The organism is Algihabitans albus, from assembly GCF_003572205.1.
Lineage (GTDB): Bacteria > Pseudomonadota > Alphaproteobacteria > Kiloniellales > DSM-21159 > Algihabitans > Algihabitans albus.
In genome coordinates, this window is the sequence record NZ_QXNY01000002.1 from 369,356 (window position 1) to 388,928 (window position 19,573).

Annotated in this window: 16 protein-coding genes; 6 read left to right on the plus strand and 10 right to left on the minus strand. The window is 65.3% G+C overall.

Annotation, left to right across the window (positions count from 1 at the left end; all coding sequences use genetic code 11):
- Positions 1-140: 140 nt before the first annotated feature.
- From pyrC to DBZ32_RS03380, 7 genes are all read right to left on the minus strand, one after another.
- A complete protein-coding gene (pyrC, locus tag DBZ32_RS03350) occupies positions 141-1,232 on the minus strand; it encodes a dihydroorotase (RefSeq protein WP_268877932.1) in 1,092 nt (363 codons plus the stop codon).
- A gap of 336 nt (positions 1,233-1,568) precedes the next feature.
- On the minus strand, positions 1,569-2,093 hold the full coding sequence (locus DBZ32_RS03355; RefSeq protein WP_119165687.1) for a PAS domain-containing protein: 525 nt from the start codon (positions 2,091-2,093) through the stop codon (positions 1,569-1,571).
- A gap of 149 nt (positions 2,094-2,242) precedes the next feature.
- Positions 2,243-4,354 (minus strand): dipeptide ABC transporter ATP-binding protein, encoded by a 2,112-nt coding sequence (locus DBZ32_RS03360; RefSeq protein WP_235830020.1) that lies wholly within the window; start codon positions 4,352-4,354, stop codon positions 2,243-2,245.
- Positions 4,355-4,382: 28 nt separating this feature from the next.
- Entirely contained in the window at positions 4,383-5,408 is a 1,026-nt protein-coding gene (locus DBZ32_RS03365) for an ABC transporter permease (protein WP_235830028.1), read from the minus strand.
- Positions 5,409-5,426: 18 nt separating this feature from the next.
- On the minus strand, positions 5,427-6,359 hold the full coding sequence (locus DBZ32_RS03370) for an ABC transporter permease (RefSeq protein ID WP_119165688.1): 933 nt from the start codon (positions 6,357-6,359) through the stop codon (positions 5,427-5,429).
- Between the two features lie 76 nt (positions 6,360-6,435).
- The gene (locus DBZ32_RS03375; protein ID WP_119165689.1) at positions 6,436-8,121 is read right to left on the minus strand and encodes an ABC transporter substrate-binding protein; all 1,686 of its coding nucleotides are present in this window, start codon (positions 8,119-8,121) and stop codon (positions 6,436-6,438) included.
- A gap of 419 nt (positions 8,122-8,540) precedes the next feature.
- The gene (locus DBZ32_RS03380) at positions 8,541-9,791 is read right to left on the minus strand and encodes a bifunctional alpha/beta hydrolase/OsmC family protein (protein WP_119165690.1); all 1,251 of its coding nucleotides are present in this window, start codon (positions 9,789-9,791) and stop codon (positions 8,541-8,543) included.
- A gap of 170 nt (positions 9,792-9,961) precedes the next feature.
- Here DBZ32_RS03380 and DBZ32_RS03385 point away from each other — a divergent pair, with 170 nt between their 5' ends.
- The 5 genes from DBZ32_RS03385 (at position 9,962) to DBZ32_RS03405 (ending at position 14,368) form a co-directional block, all read left to right on the plus strand.
- Entirely contained in the window at positions 9,962-10,579 is a 618-nt protein-coding gene (locus tag DBZ32_RS03385; protein WP_119165691.1) for an NUDIX domain-containing protein, read from the plus strand.
- A 99-nt stretch (positions 10,580-10,678) separates the two neighbouring features.
- Positions 10,679-11,683, plus strand: coding sequence for a cysteine synthase A (locus DBZ32_RS03390; protein WP_119165692.1), 1,005 nt, complete (start codon positions 10,679-10,681; stop codon positions 11,681-11,683).
- Between the two features lie 23 nt (positions 11,684-11,706).
- A complete protein-coding gene (locus tag DBZ32_RS03395) occupies positions 11,707-12,414 on the plus strand; it encodes an alanyl-tRNA editing protein (protein ID WP_119165693.1) in 708 nt (235 codons plus the stop codon).
- Between the two features lie 56 nt (positions 12,415-12,470).
- The gene (gene sseA / locus DBZ32_RS03400; protein ID WP_119165694.1) at positions 12,471-13,358 is read left to right on the plus strand and encodes a 3-mercaptopyruvate sulfurtransferase; all 888 of its coding nucleotides are present in this window, start codon (positions 12,471-12,473) and stop codon (positions 13,356-13,358) included.
- Positions 13,355-14,368: a GNAT family N-acetyltransferase gene (locus tag DBZ32_RS03405; RefSeq protein ID WP_162906540.1), complete on the plus strand. Its 1,014-nt coding sequence runs from the start codon at positions 13,355-13,357 to the stop codon at positions 14,366-14,368. Before sseA ends, DBZ32_RS03405 begins: the two co-directional genes overlap by 4 nt.
- A 140-nt stretch (positions 14,369-14,508) precedes the next feature.
- Here the strand turns inward: DBZ32_RS03405 and DBZ32_RS03410 are convergent, their stop codons facing one another.
- From DBZ32_RS03410 to DBZ32_RS03420, 3 genes are all read right to left on the minus strand, one after another.
- Complete coding sequence (locus DBZ32_RS03410; protein WP_162906541.1) at positions 14,509-15,774, minus strand: divergent polysaccharide deacetylase family protein; 1,266 nt, start codon at positions 15,772-15,774, stop codon at positions 14,509-14,511.
- Positions 15,775-15,890: 116 nt separating this feature from the next.
- Positions 15,891-16,298, minus strand: coding sequence for a Cu(I)-responsive transcriptional regulator (gene cueR / locus DBZ32_RS03415; protein WP_119165697.1), 408 nt, complete (start codon positions 16,296-16,298; stop codon positions 15,891-15,893).
- 24 nt (positions 16,299-16,322) lie between these two features.
- The gene (locus DBZ32_RS03420) at positions 16,323-18,848 is read right to left on the minus strand and encodes a heavy metal translocating P-type ATPase (protein WP_119165698.1); all 2,526 of its coding nucleotides are present in this window, start codon (positions 18,846-18,848) and stop codon (positions 16,323-16,325) included.
- A gap of 140 nt (positions 18,849-18,988) precedes the next feature.
- Here DBZ32_RS03420 and DBZ32_RS03425 point away from each other — a divergent pair, with 140 nt between their 5' ends.
- Complete coding sequence (locus DBZ32_RS03425) at positions 18,989-19,567, plus strand: anthranilate synthase component II (protein ID WP_119165699.1); 579 nt, start codon at positions 18,989-18,991, stop codon at positions 19,565-19,567.
- Positions 19,568-19,573: the final 6 nt, after the last annotated feature.

The window sequence follows — 19,573 nt, forward strand, 5'->3', positions numbered from 1 at the left end:
CCCTAGACCAGATAGTGATCGGTCTGACCCACGTATTGGGTCCGACGGTTACGTTAAACCTAATCTCGATTCCAAGCGTTAGAGTCTGTTTCTTGTGATCGGCGGAACCGCGAAGCGAGTCCATACGATCACAACAGGCTCTAGTCGAACCCCTCGTCCTGGAACTGCCACGCGAGGTCTTCGCCGGCGTGGAAGGGGACGACTCTCAGGTCGCCTTGTTCGAGTACGTCAGGCACCCGTTGAGACTTGCGGTGGAGCCTGATTCTGGACGTGTTGAGCGGGAGGCGGTAGAAGCGCGGGCCGAATTCGGAGGCGAAGGCCTCCAAGCGGTCCAGGGATCCCTCCTCTTCGAAGGTCTGAGCATAGCTTTCCAGGGCGGTAGGCGCGCTGAAAATGCCGGCGCAGCCGCAGGCGCTCTCCTTGTCGTGCTTGCTGTGCGGTGCCGAGTCGGTGCCGAGGAAGAACTTCGGACTGCCCGACACGGCGGCCTCGCGGAGCGCCTGCCGGTGATGGCGCCTTTTGGCGACCGGCAGGCAGTAGGCGTGAGGCCGCAGGCCGCCGTCGAACATGGCGTTGCGGTCGATGCGAAGGTGATGCGCGGTGATCGTCGCGGCCACGTTGGGGCCTGCGGCCTCGACGAAGCGAACCGAATCCTCCGTGGTGATGTGCTCCAGAACCACCTTGAGGCCGGGAAAGTCGCGCAGGACCGGTGCGAGAATGGTCTCGAGAAAGATTGCCTCGCGGTCGAAGATGTCGATCTCGGGCGACACCACCTCGCCATGCACCAAAAGCGGCATGCCGATGTTTTGCAGGCGCTCCAGGACCTTTCCGATCTTGCCGACATCCGTAACGCCGGCGGCCGAATTGGTGGTGGCATTGGCCGGATAGAGCTTACAGGCCGTGAAGACGCCCGCTTGGAAGCCGCTTTCCAGTTCGTCCGGATCGATCTGGTCGGTCAGGTAGGCGGTCATCAGAGGCGTGAAATCCCGGCCAGGCGGCAGCGCTGCCAGAATGCGCTCCCGATAGGCCTCCGCGGCCGCTGCGGTGGTGACCGGCGGAACGAGATTCGGCATGACGATTGCCCGCGCGAACTGACGGGCGGTCAAGTCGGCCGCGAGGCTCAGCATCGGGCCGTCGCGGAGATGGACGTGCCAGTCGTCCGGCCGGCGCAGCGAAAGCGTGTCGCCGGCGGCTTCGGCCCGCGGCCGGAGAGTCGTGTCCTGGTCGGTCAAGCGTCCCCCTAACGTCGGCATCCAGGTCTTGAAGGACCCTTTGCCGTCCTCGATAAAATGTCTGCTGGAAGACATACAGATTGAGGTCTCGGAACGGAACCGCCGCAATGTTCGGAGCGAGTGGCGCAAAGCCGTTTTCGGTGCGAGAGGCCAAGCCGGGGAACGCCGGGAGAGCGGTGAGGGCCTGGCCCCCTTGTGACGGGCTTCACATCGGGACGCGAATACCCTGCCTACCTTAGTCCTGTCAGAGACATCCCTGTCTCCTCCATCCCTTCCTTCTCGGCCCCGTCGCCCTCGGTGGGGCCGCTTTTTTGGGGTCCTGCCGCAAGCTCCCGTTCAGTCGAGGACGCAGTGCAGCACTTCCTCGAACTCGTAGTTGTCGCCCTGATCGGACAAGGGGGTCCAGCGCGGCCGCGAATCGAAGACCTGTCCGGCAATGATCATCTTGACCTCCTGCCCATCGTCGACCAGCGGGCAGATGACTCTTGCGGTGATGCGTTTGTGTGTGCCGCTGCCGAAGATCAAGAGAGTGCGGGTGTAGGTAGCCCGCCCGAGGTTCACGACTTCGTTGTTGAGAGCGCCGAGGTAGGAAAGGTAGGGGCCCGGGTAGAACAGTTCGTCAAGCCACCGCCCCGTCAGATCGGCCCCGGCGATATCGCAGATCGCCGTGCCGACCAGCCGAAACCGGAAGCGATGCGTGTCTTCGCGCCCCCGATGAACGTCCAGCAGCATGAGATTGCCAAGCAGACGCGGAATATCGACCGGATCTATATCTTCACGGCGGGGGAGATTTCCAGCCCGTTTACGCTTGCTCCAATAAGCATAGAGCTCGCTCAAAGGCTGCTCTTCGATCCTCGGCATATCGGCCCCGACTCGCTGACGAAGCAGGGGAGTCTTGAGGGGCAGCACCGTAACGGCAAGCTTTCAGTCGAAAAGCGAAGAAATCTTACAGCCGACTTGGCGGCGGGGACGGCCGCAACCAGCCGCCCCGGACGCTTGCCGCTCAGCGTCTATTCGGCGGCGTCCTTCCCGTCTTCCTCGGCGTCCTCGAAGACCGGCGGGACTTCCCGAAGCTCCTCCAGGGGGATGTGACAGGCGATCAGATGTCCCGGCGCATCCTTCAGGACGGGAGGCACTTCCGTCTCGCAGATCCGCCCGATCTTGCGATGGCATCGGGTGTTGAAGGGGCAGCCCTTCGGCGGGTTCAGCACCGACGGCAGCGAGCCCTCCAGGATGATTCGCTGCTTTTCGATCGAGGTATCGGCGATCGGTACGGCCGACAGCAGAGCCTCGGTGTAGGGATGGTAGGGCGGTGCGAAGACTTCGTCGGTCGAGCCTTGCTCGACGATATGCCCCAGGTACATCACGACCACGCGGTCCGCGAGGTAGCGCACCAGACTGAGATCGTGGCTGATGAAGAGCAGCGTCGTGCGATAGCTCCGCTGAATGTCCATGAGCAGGCCCGTGACGGCGGCCGCGACCGACACGTCCAGGGCCGATACCGGCTCGTCGGCCACGACCATGCGCGGGTTTCCGGCAAACGCCCGGGCGATTCCGACCCGTTGCTTCTGACCGCCCGAAAGCTGGCGCGGACGGCGTTTGGCGAAGTCGCGCGGCAGTTTCACCAGATCGAGCAGCTCGAGCACGCGTTGCTTGACCTTCTCGGGATCGCTCTCAACCCCGAACTTGCGGATCACGCGCGCCAACTGCCCACCGACGGTGTGGCTCGGATTGAGGGTGTCGAAGGGATTCTGGAACACCATCTGCACGGAGCCGACTTCCTGCGGCGAGCGCCTCTGAACCGGCTTGTCCGCAAGATCGTTGCCTTGAAACACCACTTCGCCGTCGGTCGCCGTCTCCAGCCCCATCAACACCTTGGCGAAGGTCGACTTGCCGCAGCCGGACTCGCCGACGATGGCGACCGTCTGGCATTCGTGCGCGTCGAAGTCGATTTTCTCGTTGGCTTTGACGTAGCGGATCCGCTTGCCGCTCATCAGGGCCGAGAGCGAGTTGTCCCGGACTTCGTAGTACTTCCGCATGTCGCGGATCTTGAGGACCCGGTCGCCGGCCTCCATCGCCTCGCTGGACAGCCCTTCCGGCGTATAGCTCGACCAGTCGATGTCGTTCCAACGGCGACAGCGCACCTGGTGGCGGGTCCCCTCGGAAATCGACTCCATCGCGATCAAGCCGCCGTCGCAGGTGTTCTCGACAAAGTGGTCGCAGCGTGGTCCGAAGAAGCATCCGGTCGGGCGCTGATGCGGCAGGGGCAGTTGGCCGCGGATCGGAACCAGAGGCCGCGCCGTCTTGTCCGTACCCGGGAGAGGAATGCAGCCGAACAGTCCCTGGGTATAGGGATGGCGCATGCGGTCGAAGACATCATCGACCGCCCCCTCCTCCACCACCTGCCCCGAGTACATCACGTTCACCCGATCGCAGGTCTCCAGGATCAGGCCCAGATTGTGCGAGATGAAAATCATCGAGGTGTTGAACTTGGCGGCGATCTGACCGATCAGCTCGATGATCCCCGCCTCGACCGTCACGTCGAGCGCGGTGGTGGGTTCGTCAAGCAACAGCAGCGACGGCTTCGACAGTAAGGCCATCGCGATAACGACGCGTTGCTGCTGGCCGCCGGAGATCTGATGCGGGTAGGAGCGCATGACGCGTTCCGGATCGGGCAGGTTGACGTCGGCCAGCATCTGCAGCGAGCGTTCGCGAGCCTCAGCCTGAGTGACCTGCTCGTGATAGAGCGGCACCTCCATGAGCTGATCGCCGATCACCATGGAGGGATTCAAGGAGGCCATCGGCTCCTGATAGACCATCGAGATCTCGTTGCCCCGGAGTTGGCGCAACTCCTCGTTGCTCATATCCCCCAGCTTGCGGCCCTTGTAGAGGATGTCGCCGCCGACAATGCCGCCGTTCTTGCCCATGTACTGCATTACGGCCATCGCCACGGTCGACTTGCCGCAGCCGGACTCTCCGACCAGGCCGATCGACTCGCCCTGACGCAGCGTCATGTTGAAGTCGATCACCGCCGGGATCTCGCCGGCCCGGGTGAAATAGGAGATCGACAGGTTCTTGCACTCGAGGACCACGTCCCCGAACGGCATGTCCTTCGGACGCATCGGGTGGTCTCTCCTTATCGTTCGGCCATCAGTCCCGCATCGAGACTTCGCGCAGTCCGTCGGCCAGAAGATTGAAGCCGAGCACAAGCGACGAGATGGCAAGGCATGGGAAGACGGTCATCCAAGGAAAGGACATCGCCATCTGCCGTGTTTCGTTGATCATGCCGCCCCAATCCGGGTTTGGCGGCGGCAACCCGAGGCCGAGAAAACCGAGGACGCCGACCGTGATGATCACGTAGCCCAGGCGCAACATGGAATCGACGATCAGCGGGCCGCGCGCGTTCGGCAGAATCTCCACGAAAAGAATCCACCAGGTCGGCTCGCCGCGAGTCTGTGCCGCGAAGACGTATTCCCGCGTGCGCAGGTCGAGGGTCAGGCCGCGGACGATGCGCATGATACCGGGCGCCGAGGCGAAGGTGATCGCCACCACGATGTTGATCGCCGACGCTCCGACCAGGGTGATGAAGAGGATGAACAGCACCAGGACCGGAAAGGACAGGATGATATTTGCGACGAAGGAGAGAAGGTCGTCGACCCAGCCGCCCTTGTAGCCGGCGGCGAGGCCCATCGGGATGCCGACGGCATAGGCGCAGATCGTGGCGATCGGCGCCCAGGTGAGCACGGTCTGCGACCCGTAGAAGATCCGCGCCCAGATGTCCCGCCCCAGGTGGTCGGTTCCGAGCCAGAAGGTTCCGCAATTGTAGGAGCCCTCGTTCTCCCCGCTTTCGATCAGGGAGCAGACCTCTTCGACCGGAACCTCGTTCACCAGGCTTCCGGACCCTACGATAAAGTCTGAGAAGGGCGGCATGATGGGCGCGAAGGTCGCGTTCGGCGGGAAGACGAGCCCGAGTTGCAGCAGACCGGCATCGACCAGTATCGAGTTGAGTGTCGCCAGCAGGGCCATGAAGACCCAGATCAGAACGAGGGCCGCGCCGAACATCCCCACGCGACTTTCGCGCAGCAGGGCAACGCCGGCGAAGAAGCGGGCGATCCGTGAAGGCGAGCGGCTCGGGGCCTCCTGCTTCGCGCCTCCATTGAGTGTGGTGTCGCTCATCGAATCTAGGCTCCTGCCCTAGCTGAACCGGATTCGTGGATTGAGGTAGGTGTAGCCGATGTCGGCCAGCGCCTGCGTCATCACCGCGACGAAGACCGAAACCATGGCGCAGGCCTCGATCAGGTAGATGTCCTGATTGAGCGAGGCCTCAAGCAGCAACGCGCCGAAGCCCTTGTAGGCGAAGAAGAACTCCACGACGATCACGCCGGAGAGCAGCCAGTTGATCTGCAGCATGATGACGGTGAAGGGCGCGATCAGCGCGTTGCGCAAGGCATGGCGCATGATCACCCGCCGGTAGGGGATGCCCTTCAGCACGGCCGTTCGGATGTAGTTGGTCGTCATGACCTCGGCCATGGAGGCGCGGGTCATGCGGGCCACGTAGCCGAAATCGTAGATGATCAGGACCAGTGCCGGCAGGATCAACTGCACCGGATCGAAGCCGCTCGCCATACCGCTCGTGCCCGGTAAGAGCCCGAGATAAAATACGAATATGGCGGATAGCAGCGGTGCCGAGGCGAACTCGGGCACGGAGGTGGTCACGATCGATGTGATCGAGATCGTTCGGTCGAGCTTGGAGCCTTCGTTCATGCCCGACAGCACGCCGAGCAGCAGGGAGACCGGTATCACGACGGCGAAGACGCAGGCGGCGAGGATCGCCGTATTGCCGAGCCTCGGCCAGAGCACATCCGCCACATCCGTGCGGAAGCGAATCGATTCACCGAAGTCGCCGACCACGAAGTTGCTGAGCCAGGTCGCGTAGCGCACGTAGATGGGTTCGAAGTAGCCGTTGTTTTCCAGCCAGATCTCGCGTTGCTCTTGCGACGAGTAAGGTCCGAGGACCTTGACCGCGACGTTCTCGACGTTCACCTCGAGCGCCGCGAAGAGCAACATGGACACGGCGATCATGGTCAGGACCATGGTGGCGCCGCGCCGTGTCATGAAGATCAGCATGAATGTACCTTCCCCCGAGCCCTAGGTAGATCGGCCGGCCCGGCGGCAGCCTGCCGCCGGGCCGGGCCACCTAATCTCAGGTATCCAACCAGACCTTATGGAACTGATGGTAGAAGGTCGGATGGATCTCGTAACCCTTCACCTTGTCCGTGGTTGCTGAAAAAACCGAGCGCCAGAGCGGTTGAGCGATTACGGCGTCGTCCTGCAGAATCTTTTGCACCAGCTCCATCTTGGCCCGCCGCTCGGTCACATCGAGCGTTGCGGAGGCTTCAGCCAGCGCCTTGTCGAACTCCGGGTTCGAGTAGCCCGACTCGTTCCACGGCACGCCCGATTTGTAACCCAGGTTGAGCGCCATCACGCCCAGCGGCCGGTGGGTCCACTGGGTGAAGCCGAAGGGCGTCTTGTCCCAGACGTCCCAATAGGACGCACCCGGCATGGGGTTCAGATCCAGGATGATTCCGGCAGGTTCAAGCTGCTGCTTGTACTCCTGCATGGCGCCCAGGTGCCAGGCTTCTGCCTGGCCAAGATCGATCTTGACGCGTAGCGGTAGCTGAACGCCGGCCTCGGCCAGCAGCGCCTTGGCCTTCTCGACGTCGCGGGACATGCCGGGAAGTTGAAAGTATTCCGGGTGGATCGGCGAGACGTGATGGTTCTCGGCGACCTTGCCGCGCCCGCGGTAGGCGACTTCCAGCACCTTCTGATGATTCATGCAGGCGACGAAGGCCTGACGGACCTTCAGGTTGTCGAACGGCGGCTCGCTCACGCGCATGCGCGCCACGCCGGTCTGGGCCGTCACCGCCTCGTGCAGGATCGCGTTCGGAAGGCGCTCCATCAGGTCGATCGCGCTGATGTCGACTTCGTAGACGTGATCGACCTGCCCGGAGGCCAGGGCGGCGACCCGCGCGCTGGGGTCGTCGCCCGTGTCGATGTAGTGGATCTCGTCGAGGAAGACCTCGCCGCCCCAGTAGCTGCCGCGCTTGCGCAGCCGGCAGACTTCACCGACTCGGAATTCGCTTAGTTCGTAAGGGCCGGTGCCGATGGGATTGCTCGCGAAATCGGCTTCGTAGTCGACGCCGAAGCCGCGGTGAACGATGATCGTCGGGTAGTTGTAGAGGTTTTCCGGGATCGCAAGCTCGGCCTCGGAGAGGTGCAGGCGCACGGTATGATCGTCCACCCGCTCGATCGCGCCGTCGCGCATCTTCGTGCCGCCGTCGGCGTCCTGCTCGACCATGCCGCCGAACAGGCCGACGTTGGAGGAGCCGACCTGCGGATCGAGCCAACGGCTGAAGTTGTGAATCACGTCATCGGCGTTGAAGTCGTCGCCGTTCGACCACTGGACTCCCTGGCGCAGCTTGAAGGTCCAGGTCTTGAGGTCGTCCGATGCCTCCCAGCTCTCGGCCAGGTAGGGGCGCGTCACATTGTCCGGTCCGGTGACCGTCATGTACTCGCAGATCGCACGGGTCTGGTTGGACATTTCCGCCCAGTCGTAGGTGGCCGGATCGTCCATCCGTTGCACGCGCATGGCGGAGCGCAGCGTGCCGCCCATCTTCGGCGTTTCCTGCGCGGCGGCCTTCCGAACCGGCGCTTCGCCCAGAATGCTACCGGCCATGGCGTAGGCCGCGGCTGAAGACACACCCAGCAGAGTCGCGGTTCGCAAGAACTCGCGACGATCGCAGTCTCCCTTACGAAGCTGTTCGCACAGCTCCGGTACGTAGGGGTGGACGCGCTTGCCATTCTCGTCCCGGATATCGTTCTTCGCCATTTCTGTCTCCCTGAACTGTCGGATCGACGCCACCTTCGCATCGGTCGATAAAGTCTTTGGCCTGTGCGACTCTCGATGGTCGTTCGTGCCATGAAGCGGTCAAGAAGGATGGCAACTCTGGGGACGTGTAGGGGCTTTTCCGCGGTTGCGCGGAGGGACGTAGCAAAACGTCATAAGCGACCCTTCGCGCGTCGCCACTCACCATGCGAAGACGCCGCAAAGCTTTCCACTATCGTTCTGTGCCATCGCCTTCCCTGGTTCCGGTTGGTCAGGCTCGCCGAACCGGATCTTCCTTTGTTTGCTCGCGTTTGACCGGGCGAGCTTCTTATCCAACGCTAACAGAGTTTGGGCGCCCTCCCAAGGTGCAAGTTGCCAAGTTGCGACGGACTCTCCAATAAATCCGCCATTTCGCGACATGTCTAACCGTCGCTCGCGATGGCTTCTCGCTGCGTGACAATCTTCACTTCGCTATGCAACGTACGGTGGACCGGACACTTGTCGGCGATCTCGAGCAGCTTCTCGCGTTGGGACTCGTCCAGGTCCCCCTCAAGCCGGATTTGTCGGTCGATGCGATCGACCTTTCCGTCCCGCGTCTCGCAGTCCGCACAGTCCTCGGCGTGGATTTTCTGATGGCTGAGCGTGACCTGCGCTCGTTTGAGAGCCCACTTCTTTCGCTGGGCGTACATGCGCATGGTCATGCTGGTGCAGCTTCCGAGCGCGGCCAGCAGAAGGTCGTAGGGCGTGGGGCCGGTCTCGTCGCCGCCGAGCGCACGCGGCTCGTCGGCGCGCAGGCGATGCGGTCCGACGAAGATGTGCTGGCTCAGAAAGCCCTCCCCCGTTTCGCGCACTACCACGGTCCCCTCGGTCGATCCCGCGACCGCAGACTGTGCTGGGTGCGACGTCGCATCGCCGGTCTGCAGGTAGCGGCCGGCCCAGGCCGCCAGAACTTCGGCCACGTAGACGGCGTCTTCCTTGCGTTTCAGCAGATGGTCGGCATCGTCCAGCGAGATGAAGGACTTGGGGTGTTTCGCTGCCAGGAAGATTCCGCTCGCATTCTCGATCCCGACGGTCTCGTCCAAGGGGGCGTGAAAGATCAGCAGAGGACGACGCAACCCGGCCACGCGCTCGGCCAGGCGCTGGGCGGCGATGTCTTCCAGGAACTGCTTCTTGATTCGAAAGGGACGCCCGGCAAGCTGCACTTCCGCCTCGCCCCGCTGTTCGATCTCGTCGCGTCGCTCGGTGAAGTGATGCGCCACATGGGCGGGATCGGATGGAGCTCCGATGGTGGCGACCGCCTGAACTTCGGGGATGTCGCCAGCCGCGGCCAGGACCGCGGCGCCGCCCAAACTGTGTCCGACAAGCAGGCGCGGCGCTTCGTAAGTCGTCCGCAGGTGGTTGGCGGCGGCCAGCAGGTCCTGAACGTTCGACGAGAAGTTGGTGTTGGCGAACTCCCCGTCGCTGTGACCCAGCCCCGTGAAGTCGAAGCGCAGCACGGCGATCCCGCGTTCCGCCAAGCCCACGGCGATCCGCTGGGCCGAGAAGATATCCTTGTTGCAGGTGAAGCAGTGCGCGAAGAGGGCGTAGGCCTTGGGCGCCGTTTCCGGCAGGTCCAGTCTTGCCGCAAGTTCCTGTCCGTCGCTGCCTGGAAAACTGAACTTTTCGCTGCGCACACCTGCTCTCCCTGCTCTATCGGCTGCGGCCAGTGAGCCATGCGGTTCCGCTTAGCACAACCGCTCTGGACCGCTTTGCCGGACGGACCGGTTCGGTCGAAGCGTTAGCACTTCCACCGGACCGACTCGCGCTCTAGCTTGCGCGCTGCCAGCAGGGAGGTGCAGCGCATATGTTCGACAGCGGCTTCGGCCCCGACGACATCGAGATTCAGCAGCAGGAGCGGGTCTACGACGGCTACTTCAAGATGGACCGCTATCGCTTCCGTCACCGCCTCTTCGCCGGCGGCTGGTCGGAGCCGGTGCAGCGCGAAGTCTTCGACCGCGGCCATGCCGTGGCCGTTCTGCCCTACGACCCTGTAACGGACAGAGTGCTGTTGATCCGTCAGGTGCGCCTGCCGGCGCTCCTCGGCGAGGGCCGACCCTGGCAAATCGAAGCGGTGGCCGGCATCATCGATCCGGGCCAAACCGCGGAAGACGTGGCTCGGCGCGAGGCTCTCGAGGAGGCTGGGGTCGAGGTGACCGACCTCTGGCATCTCTTTCGCTTCATGACCTCGGCCGGCGCCAGCAGCGAGCGGATCGAGCTCTACCTCGGCCGATCCGATCTGTCGGGCGCCGGCGGTGTCTACGGTCTCGATCATGAGCATGAGGACATCGAAGCCGTCGCGGCCCCCTTGGCGGAGGCCTGGGCTCTGGTGGAAGGCAAGCAGACCGAGAACACACCTGCGATCATGGCGCTGATGTGGCTGAAACTGAATCGCGAGGCCGTACGGGCGGCCTGGACCGGATAGTCGCCGGCATCTTGCGACGGCCTAGGGCGCCAGCCTAAAGTCCCGGCCCCGTCTGTTGTACAGACACGACTGTTTTCAATCGGAGGGCAGCCCAGCGCCATGGATATGCGCGACGGCTTTATCGGTACCATCGGACAGACGCCGCTGATCAAGCTGCGTGCCGCCTCGGAGGCGACCGGCTGCACGATTCTCGGCAAGGCGGAGTTTCTGAACCCCGGAGGTTCGGTCAAGGACCGGGCGGCCTGGGCCATCGTCAAGGACGCCGAGGAAAAAGGTCAGCTCAAGCCCGGCGGCGTCATCGTCGAGGGGACCGCAGGCAACACCGGCATCGGACTTGCTCTGGTGGGCTGCGCGCGCGGCTATCGCACCGTGATCGTGATTCCCGAAACGCAAAGCCAGGAAAAGAAGGATATGCTCCGGCTCTGCGGCGCCGAGCTGCACGAAGTACCGGCCGTGCCCTACAAGGACCAGAACAACTACGTTCATGTCTCGCGCCGGTTCGCGGAAGAGCTGGCGGAGAAGGAACCGAATGGCGCCGTCTGGGCCAATCAGTTCGACAATGTCGCCAACCGCCAAGGCCACTTCGAGACCACCGGCCCGGAGATCTGGGACCAGACCGAGGGAGCTGTCGACGGCTTCGTCTGCGCGGTCGGAACCGGAGGCACGCTCGCCGGCACCGGCATGGCGCTCAAGCAGCGCAAGGCCGAGGTCAAAATCGGCCTCGCCGATCCCGGCGGCTCCGCCATCTACGGCTACTATGCCCAGGGCCAACTGAAGGCGGAGGGCACCTCCATCACCGAAGGGATCGGCCAGGGCCGCATCACCAGCAACCTGGAGGATGCGCCGGTCGATCTGGCCTACCGCATCCCCGACGAGGAGGCCTTGCCGATCGTCTTCGACCTGCTGGAGCATGAGGGACTGGTCCTCGGCGGCTCCAGCGGCATCAACGTGGCCGGCGCGATCCGCATGGCGCGCGACCTGGGGCCGGGCAAGACCATCGTCACCATTCTCTGCGACGGTGGTACGCGCTATCAATCCAAACTCTTCAACCCGGCCTTCCTGCGCAGCAAGGGCTTACCTGTCCCCGGCTGGCTGGAGCGCTGACACCGCGATAGGGAGCGCAGGTCATGGAGCTGCTGTTTCGCGACGACGCTTATCTAAAAAGCTGTTCCGCCAAAGTCGTGTCCGCGGGGCCGGAGGGGATCCGGCTCGACCGCACGGTCTTCTATCCCGAAGGCGGCGGTCAGCCGGGCGATAGCGGCCTGCTGCGTCTGGCCGACGGCACCGAGATTCGCATCCTCGACACCCGCAAGGGCGGCAGCCATGAGGAAACGCTCTCGATCCCGGCCGAAGGCGCCGCGCTACCGCAGCCTGGGAGCGAAGTGACGGCCGAACTGGATTGGGACCGGCGCTACAGGCACATGCGCATGCACACCTGCCTGCACTTGCTGTGTGGTCTGGTTCAGGGCGACGTGACCGGCGGACAGATCGGCGCCGAGAAGGGCCGGCTCGACTTCAATCTGCCGGACGGCAGCCCCGACAAGACATGGCTGACGGCGGAGTTGAACCGATTGATTCAGGAAGACCACGCGGTCCGGCCGACTTGGATCACGGAGGCCGAGTTGGCTGCGCAGCCAGACCTGGTGCGCACCATGTCCGTCAAGCCGCCGAGCGGCGCCGGCCGGGTCCGCCTGCTGGAGATCGATGGCGTCGACCTGCAACCTTGCGGCGGGACCCATGTCTCCCGAACTGGAGAGATAGGCCCGGTCGAGATCGGCAAGATCGAGAACAAGGGCAAGCAGAACCGCCGGATCAACATCCGCTTCGCCGTCTGAGCGGCGCTCCGGCAACCGATCGAGCACCTGAGCGAACAACAGAAAAGGACGCCCCCATGCTCCGGCCCGACTCCTCAGCCCTGGTCTCGACCGCTTGGCTTGCAGAGCATCTCGACGCACCGGACGTGCGCCTGGTCGACGCCAGCTACTACCTGCCAGGCGAAGAGGGCGACGCCCGGGCCGACTACGAGGGCGAGCATATCCCGGGCGCGGTCTTTTTCGATATCGACGAGATCAAGGACGAGACCTCGCCCCTGCCCCACATGTTGCCGAGCCCCGAGAAGTTCGCTTCGCGGGTGCGCAAGCTGGGGCTCGGCGACGGCAACCGCATCGTGGTCTACGACCGTCACGGTCTGCGGTCGGCGCCGCGGGTCTGGTGGAGCTTCCGGATCATGGGACACCGGGACGTGGCGGTTCTCGATGGCGGCCTGCCGAAATGGAAGGCGGAGGGGCGTCCGTTGGACGACCGTCCGGTGCAGCCTCCCGAGCGGCACTTCACGGCGCGCTTCGACCGTACCCAGGTGCGTGGCAAGGATCAGCTTCTGCGCAATCTGGAAACGGCGCGCGAGCAGGTGGTCGACGCGCGCGCGCGGCAACGTTTCGAAGGTGCCGCCGGCGAGATTTGGCCCGGTCGTCGGCTCGGACGGATTCCCCAGTCGCTCAACCTGCCTTTCACCGACCTGATCGATCCGACGGACGGCACGCTTCTGCCCGAACCGCAGTTGCGCGAGCGTTTCGCCGAAGCCGGTCTCGATCTCGGCAAGCCGGTGGTGACGACCTGCGGTTCCGGGGTCACGGCCTGTATTCTCGCACTGGGCCTCGCGCTGGTCGGACATCGCGACGTTGCCGTCTATGACGGGTCCTGGGCCGAATGGGGGCTGCCGGACGCCGAGACGCCCGTGGCAAGCGGCGCGGGAGATGGCGAGGCGGGCGCCAAGGCGTGACCGGTCGGCCGACGGAGTTCGAGCTTGCCGAAGCCGGCGCTGGCGATCTGGAGGGCTGCCAGGCGCTCTGGCGGCGCTGTGGGCTGCCCGATGCCCTGCCGGCCTCCGATAGCGAGAAAGGCTGTCTCCTGGTGGCCCTGCGCCGGCTCGGAGAAGCGACGGACGTCGCCGGCTGCGTGGCCGTGCGGATCGAGGGAGACAACGGGTGGCTGATCAAACTCGCGGTCGAACCCGAGCTTCGCGGCAGCGGTCTCGCACGTCGGCTGATGCGGATGGGCGAAACTTGGCTGCGAGAGCGCGGTGCGACCGAGGCTCAGGTTCTTCTGGGGCCGGCCGACGTCGATGCGCGCCGGGTCAGTGAAGCTTTCGGCTACGCGACGGCCAGCGCGACACTCCTCTCCCGCCATCTCGAAGGGGGGCGAAGCCGGCCTTTACCGCCCTCGGCGACCCCGGCACCGCAGGCCGTCGAGCCGGGCAAGCTCGTCAACACCGTGACCTTTCTGGAGATGCGGAAGCGCCCACCCTTGCAGACCTTGCAGGCCCCGTCCGGACGGGCAACCGCCCTGCTCCGCTGTCTGCGCCCGACGGTTGCCTTCTATCGATTCCTCTACAACACCGTCGGGGCGCCCTGGCTGTGGTGGGAACGGCGCGCCCTGGATGATGCGACCCTCGCCGAGATCGTCCAGGACGACAAGGTCGAAATCTACGTGCTCTACGTCGACGGTCAGCCGGTGGGGTATGCCGAACTGGACCGGCGCAAGAAGAACGAGATCGAGTTGGCCTATTTCGGCCTGATGCCGGAGTTCGTCGGCCAGCGTCTGGGCCCCTACCTGCTCTCCAGCGCCATCGACATCGCCTGGTCCTACGAGCCCCTGCGTCTCTGGGTGAACACCAACACCTTGGACCACCCCAAGGCCCTGCCCCTCTACCAGCGCATGGGCTTCGTCCCCTACGCCCAGGAACGCAAGGTCATCGACGATCCGCGTCTGTCGGGATTGATGCCGGAGTAGCGACTAGACCGGACAGTGATCGATTGGACCCACGTATTGGGTCCGGCGATTCCGTTAAATCCAGTCTCGATTCGAAGTGTGAGAGTCTGTTTCTTGTGATCGGCGGAACCGAGAAGCGGTCCATACGATCACAACACGCTCTAGTCGCGTTGCCGGGACTCGGCGAGCTGCTGGCTCTGGCGCGCCCGAACGACCGCCGAAACGGAGACCAACTGAAAGCCGCGCGCCTCCAATTCCGGCAGCCAGGCGCGCAGCGCCTCCAGCGTTCCGCTGTGCGGGTGGCCGATGGCGACAGCGGCTCCGGTCTCGCTGGCAATCGCCTCGACCTCGGCAAGCTGCTGCTCGACATAGGGCCGGCCGGCGCCGACCTTGTGGTCCAGGAAGACGTCGCGCCCGATGCTTGGGACACCCATCTGACGGGCCAGCGAAGCGCCGACGGATTCGGCCGTGGTTCGGGAGTCCAGGAACAGCAGGCCGCGCTGCCGAAGGGTTTCCAACACTGGTTCCAACGCCGCCGGCGACGCGGTGAAACGGCTGCCCATATGGTTGTTGATGCCGACGATCTGCGGCAGGCGGTCCAGGGCCACCGTCAGGCGCGCCACGTTCTCTTCGGCGCTGAGGCTGGTCAGCAAGGCACCCGGCCCCGGATCCTGCGCGCCCTGGGGTTCCATCGGCTGATGCAGCAGCAGCTCGTGGCCGGCGGCCCGTGCAAGGCGGGCCTGGTCGTCCAGATCCTCGGCGTAGGCCAGAAACGCGAGTGACAAGGGGCCCGGCAGTGCGACGGTGTCGCGCGTGGCCGAGCGCTTCAGCCCGAGATCGTCGATGACCACCGCGATCATCGGCCGATCCGGAAGGGTCGCCTGGGACACGGCGTTGGCTAGCCAAGCGGGCCGGCCGGGCGGGACGATCAGGGCGGACTGCACCGGCGCGGCCAGTGGGACGGCCGCGGGCTCACCCGCTTCGGGGGCAACCGCCATCTCAGCCGGCGCAGGCGCGGCGAGCGCGACCTCGGGAGCTGCAGTGGCGTCTTCGCCGTGCGGCTGGATCGCGGTCACCTCAGGTGCCGGAGACGGCAGTTCGCCTGGGGGAAATTCGCTTTGCAAGGGGCCGGACCGAGAAAGATCGGTCTCGGCAAGCTGTTGAGCGGTTCCCGGCTCCAGGGTCCGAGCGATCTCGGTTGCGCGGCCCGGCAAACCCTCCTGCCCAAGCCACAGACCGCCCGCGACGCCGATGGTCAGCGCAGCCGACCAGAGCAGACCGAGGCGCAGGACCTGGCTGCGGGCTAGCCTCCCACAGGCGCCAGCGATCCTCGCGCCCAGGGGCTCGGGATGAAGCCCGGCCGCTCTTCGGCCACGGCGAACGGCCGCTCCCTGCCGCCGGGCGGAGCGGTCGAGTGGCAACTGCATCTGATGACGATCCGAGGTCACGGCGCGAGTATAGCTTTCGTAAGGTTAACGGGCGGCTATCGCGGCGGAGTCGAACCGTTAACGTGGCGCCGGATCAAGTGTCTTCTCGAGCTGGATCACGTATCTCTTCGAGATAGAGCGCCGGCCAGGTCGCTGATGATCGGACAGTCCGGCCGATCGTCGCCATGACAGCGCTCAACCAGGTGCTCGAGCGTCGCCCGCATCGTCTCAAGTTCGGCGATCTTGGCCTCGATGGTCTCCACCTGATGGCGCGCCAGGGCCTTTACGTCGGCGCTGGCGCGCGACTTGTCGCGCCAGAGCGCCAGCAGGCTGGCGCAGTCGGCGACCGAAAAGCCGAGGCCGCGCGCCCGGGCGACGAAGCGCAAGGTTTGAACGTCGGTCGTTCCGTAGATCCGGTATCCGGCCGCCGTCCGCTCCGCCGGAGCGATCAGCCCGATCGACTCGTAGTATCGGATGGTTTTTGCCGCCACGCCGGATTGGACGGCTGCTTCGCCAATATTCATGTCTCAACCAGATCGCTGTGCAGGTCAGCCGCGCCGCAGACGGCCAAGTAAAAGCGTGTTGCCGACCACGGAAACGGAAGAGGCCGCCATGGCCGCGCCGGCCACGATCGGCGAGAGCAAGCCGAAGGCGGCCAAGGGCAGGCCGGCGGTATTGTAGACGAAGGCCCAGAAAAGGTTCTGCCGGATCTTGGCGCGGGTTGCGCGCGCCAGCACGACGGCCTCGGCGACCAGACGCGGGTCGGAGCGGAGCAAGGCGACGGCCGCCGCCTCCAGCGCGACGTCGCTCCCCTCCCCCATGGCGATCCCGAGATCGGCGGCCGCCAGGGCCGGCGCATCGTTGACGCCGTCGCCGACCATCGCGACCGAATGACCCCTCGCACGCAGGCGCTCGATCTCCGCCGCCTTTTCCTCCGGCAGGACCTCGGCAATCACGCGTTCGATCCCGAGACGGGCGGCCATGGCATCGGCCGCCCGTCGGTTGTCGCCGGTAAGCAAAGCCACCTGCAAACCCAGGCTCTTGAGATCGGCGACGGCCTCGGCCGCGGTCGAGCGCGGGGCATCGCCGAAGGCCACCAGGCCGACGAGCCGCGCGGTCTCGCCCCTTTGTTCCGCAATCCAGGCCAAGCTACGTCCTGCCGCTTCCTGCGTCTCCGCCGCGGTCTCGAGCGTGCCGAGATCGACCTGCCGTTCGGCCATGAGGCGGCGGCTCCCGATCAGCAGGTCTCGCCCCTCCACGCTGGCCCGCAGCCCGCGACCGGGAAGGGCGCGAAAGTCCGCAAGTCGCGGCAGACTGAGGCCGTCCAGCGAGGCGGCGCGGCGCAGGGCATGGGCCAAGGGATGCTCGCTGCCCTGCTGCGCCGCCGCGGCGAGCCGCAGCACCTCGCTGCGGTCCTGCCCCGCTGCCGGGATCAAGCCCACCAACTCGGGACGTCCTTCCGTCAAGGTTCCCGTCTTGTCGAAGACGACCGTATCGATCTCGCGCGCCCGTTCGAGCGTTTCCGCGTCCTTGATCAGCACGCCGCGCCGCGCCGCGACGCCGGTGCCCATGACGATGGCGATGGGCGTCGCGAGGCCCAGGGCACACGGGCAGGCGATGACCAGAACCGAGACCGCCGCGAGCACGGCGCTCGAGGTGTCGGCACCGATCAATAGCCAAACGGCGAAGGTCACGCCGGCCAGAGCGACGACCGCCGGCACGAAGACGGCGGAGACGCGGTCGACGAGTCGCTGTACCGCCGGCTTGTCCGCCTGGGCGGATTCCATGGCGGCGACGATCCGTGCCAGCGCCGACTGCGCAGCCGAGGCGGTCACGCCGATCCGCAACAGACCCGACCCGTTGAGCGTGCCCCCGATCACCTTGCTGTCGGGTTCCTTCTCGACCGGCAGGCTTTCGCCGGTCAGCATGGACTCGTCGGTCTCGCTCTCGCCCTCGATCACCCGACCATCGGCCGGAATACCCTCGCCGGGGCGCACCACGACGATGTCGCCGACGGCCAGTTGATCGGCCGGAACCTCGATGACGCCGCCGTCGCGTTCGACCCTCGCCAGGTCGGGACGCAGGTCCTGCAGGGCGCGCAGGGCGGCGGAGGTGTGGCGCTTGGCGCGTTCCTCCAGCAGGCGTCCAAGCAGAACCAGCGTCAGGATCGCCGCCGCGGCTTCGAAGTAGAGATGCGGCCCCTGGAAACTCAGCAGCCTGTCCGGCGCCGCGAACATGAGCCAGAGACTGAGACCGAAGGCGGCCGAGGTGCCGATGGCCACCAGGAGGTCCATGTTGGCCTGTCCGTGACGCAGGGCGGCGAAGGAGCCGTGATAGAAGCGGGCGCCCGCAAGGACTTGGATCGGGGTGGCGAGCAGCAACTGGATCAGCGGCGGAATCATGGCGTCGATCCCGATCAGCGGCAGCGCCATCTGTCCCACCAAAGGCAGCGTCAGGACGGCGCAGAGCATGAAGATCCGCCAGTCGCGCGCCTGAGACGCCGGGGCTTTCGAGACGTCTTCGGCGAGCTGCGCGCCGTAGCCGGCGGCCTCGACCGCCCGAAGAAGCTGCGATGGGGTCACGCCGGCCTCGACGGCCATGCGGCCTCGCCCGGTCGCGAAGTTGACCCGGGCCTCCATGACGCCGGGGACGGCCGTTAGAGCGCTTTCGACCGTGCGCACGCAAGACGCACAGGTCATGCCGCCGATTGCCAGGTCGACTTGCCGGACGGATCCGGTTTCGACGAGCGGCGCGAGAGTCGGTCGGCCGTCGCAGTCGTCGCTCCGCTGCTGCGGTCCTAAGACAGGAGCCTCGTCCGGCACGCTGTAGCCGGCCGTGGTGACGGCTTCGATCATCGCGGCTGCCAGCGCCGAACGGTCGGGATCGGCGGTGGCGAGGGCGACCCTCGCCTGAGCCTGCCCGACATCGACTTCGGCCGCCCGAACGCCCTGGACGGCACTCAAGGCCTTCCGGACGCGTTCAGCGCAGTCACCGCAGCGCATGCCTCCGACCGGCAAGATCAGGGTCTTGGAGTCGGTATGATCGGGATGTGCGTGCGACGATGCCGTGGACATAACGGGGAAGCTGGGCCTTCCAGCAATGGGAAGGTCAAGGGCTCTATCTCCCGCCGCCCTCTGTGCGGCCGGAAGCGAGGGTGCTATTTTTTGCGAACAGACGGACGCGCAGCCTCGGAATTGTGAGTTAACCCACTGAAATGTTTTTGCTTATCGATAACTACGACAGCTTTACCTACAACCTCTACCACTTCCTCGGCGACCTGGGAGCCGAGGTGGAGGTGCGCCGCAACGATGCCTTGAGCGCGCAGGAGGCCGTCGAGATGGCGCCGGAGGGCATCATCCTGTCGCCCGGCCCCTGCGATCCGGATCGGGCCGGAATCTGTCTCGAGGTGATTCGCCTGGCGGCGGGAAAGCTGCCCCTTCTCGGCGTCTGTCTCGGCCATCAGTCGATCGGGCAGGCCTTCGGCGGGAGCGTGACGCGCGGCCCCGTTCCGATGCACGGCAAGACCAGTCCGGTGCGGCACGAGGGCACTGACGTTTTCGACGGACTGCCCAGCCCCTTTACCGCGACCCGTTACCACTCCCTGATCGTGGCGCGGGAGGACCTGCCCGACTGTCTGGAGGTGACGGCGGAGACGGACGACGGCGTGATCATGGGATTGCGTCACCGCGAGCTGGCGATCTTCGGCGTGCAGTTCCATCCGGAATCCATCGCCTCCGAGCATGGTCATACCTTGCTCGCCAACTTCTTGCGTCTGAGCGGGCGCAACGCGTAAACAGCC

Excerpts from the sequence above, each read along its gene's own strand:
- DBZ32_RS03410 (WP_162906541.1), bottom strand. The coding sequence starts at position 15,774 with ATGCAGTTGCCACTCGACCGCTCCGCCCGGCGGCAGGGAGCGGCCGTT.
- DBZ32_RS03370 (WP_119165688.1), bottom strand. The coding sequence starts at position 6,359 with ATGCTGATCTTCATGACACGGCGCGGCGCCACCATGGTCCTGACCATG.
- DBZ32_RS03385 (WP_119165691.1), top strand. The coding sequence starts at position 9,962 with ATGTTCGACAGCGGCTTCGGCCCCGACGACATCGAGATTCAGCAGCAG.
- DBZ32_RS03395 (WP_119165693.1), top strand. The coding sequence starts at position 11,707 with ATGGAGCTGCTGTTTCGCGACGACGCTTATCTAAAAAGCTGTTCCGCC.
- DBZ32_RS03425 (WP_119165699.1), top strand. The coding sequence starts at position 18,989 with ATGTTTTTGCTTATCGATAACTACGACAGCTTTACCTACAACCTCTAC.
- DBZ32_RS03365 (WP_235830028.1), bottom strand. The coding sequence starts at position 5,408 with ATGAGCGACACCACACTCAATGGAGGCGCGAAGCAGGAGGCCCCGAGC.
- DBZ32_RS03375 (WP_119165689.1), bottom strand. The coding sequence starts at position 8,121 with ATGGCGAAGAACGATATCCGGGACGAGAATGGCAAGCGCGTCCACCCC.
- cueR (WP_119165697.1), bottom strand. The coding sequence starts at position 16,298 with ATGAATATTGGCGAAGCAGCCGTCCAATCCGGCGTGGCGGCAAAAACC.
- DBZ32_RS03360 (WP_235830020.1), bottom strand. The coding sequence starts at position 4,354 with ATGCGTCCGAAGGACATGCCGTTCGGGGACGTGGTCCTCGAGTGCAAG.
- DBZ32_RS03355 (WP_119165687.1), bottom strand. The coding sequence starts at position 2,093 with ATGCCGAGGATCGAAGAGCAGCCTTTGAGCGAGCTCTATGCTTATTGG.
- DBZ32_RS03420 (WP_119165698.1), bottom strand. The coding sequence starts at position 18,848 with ATGTCCACGGCATCGTCGCACGCACATCCCGATCATACCGACTCCAAG.
- DBZ32_RS03390 (WP_119165692.1), top strand. The coding sequence starts at position 10,679 with ATGGATATGCGCGACGGCTTTATCGGTACCATCGGACAGACGCCGCTG.
- sseA (WP_119165694.1), top strand. The coding sequence starts at position 12,471 with ATGCTCCGGCCCGACTCCTCAGCCCTGGTCTCGACCGCTTGGCTTGCA.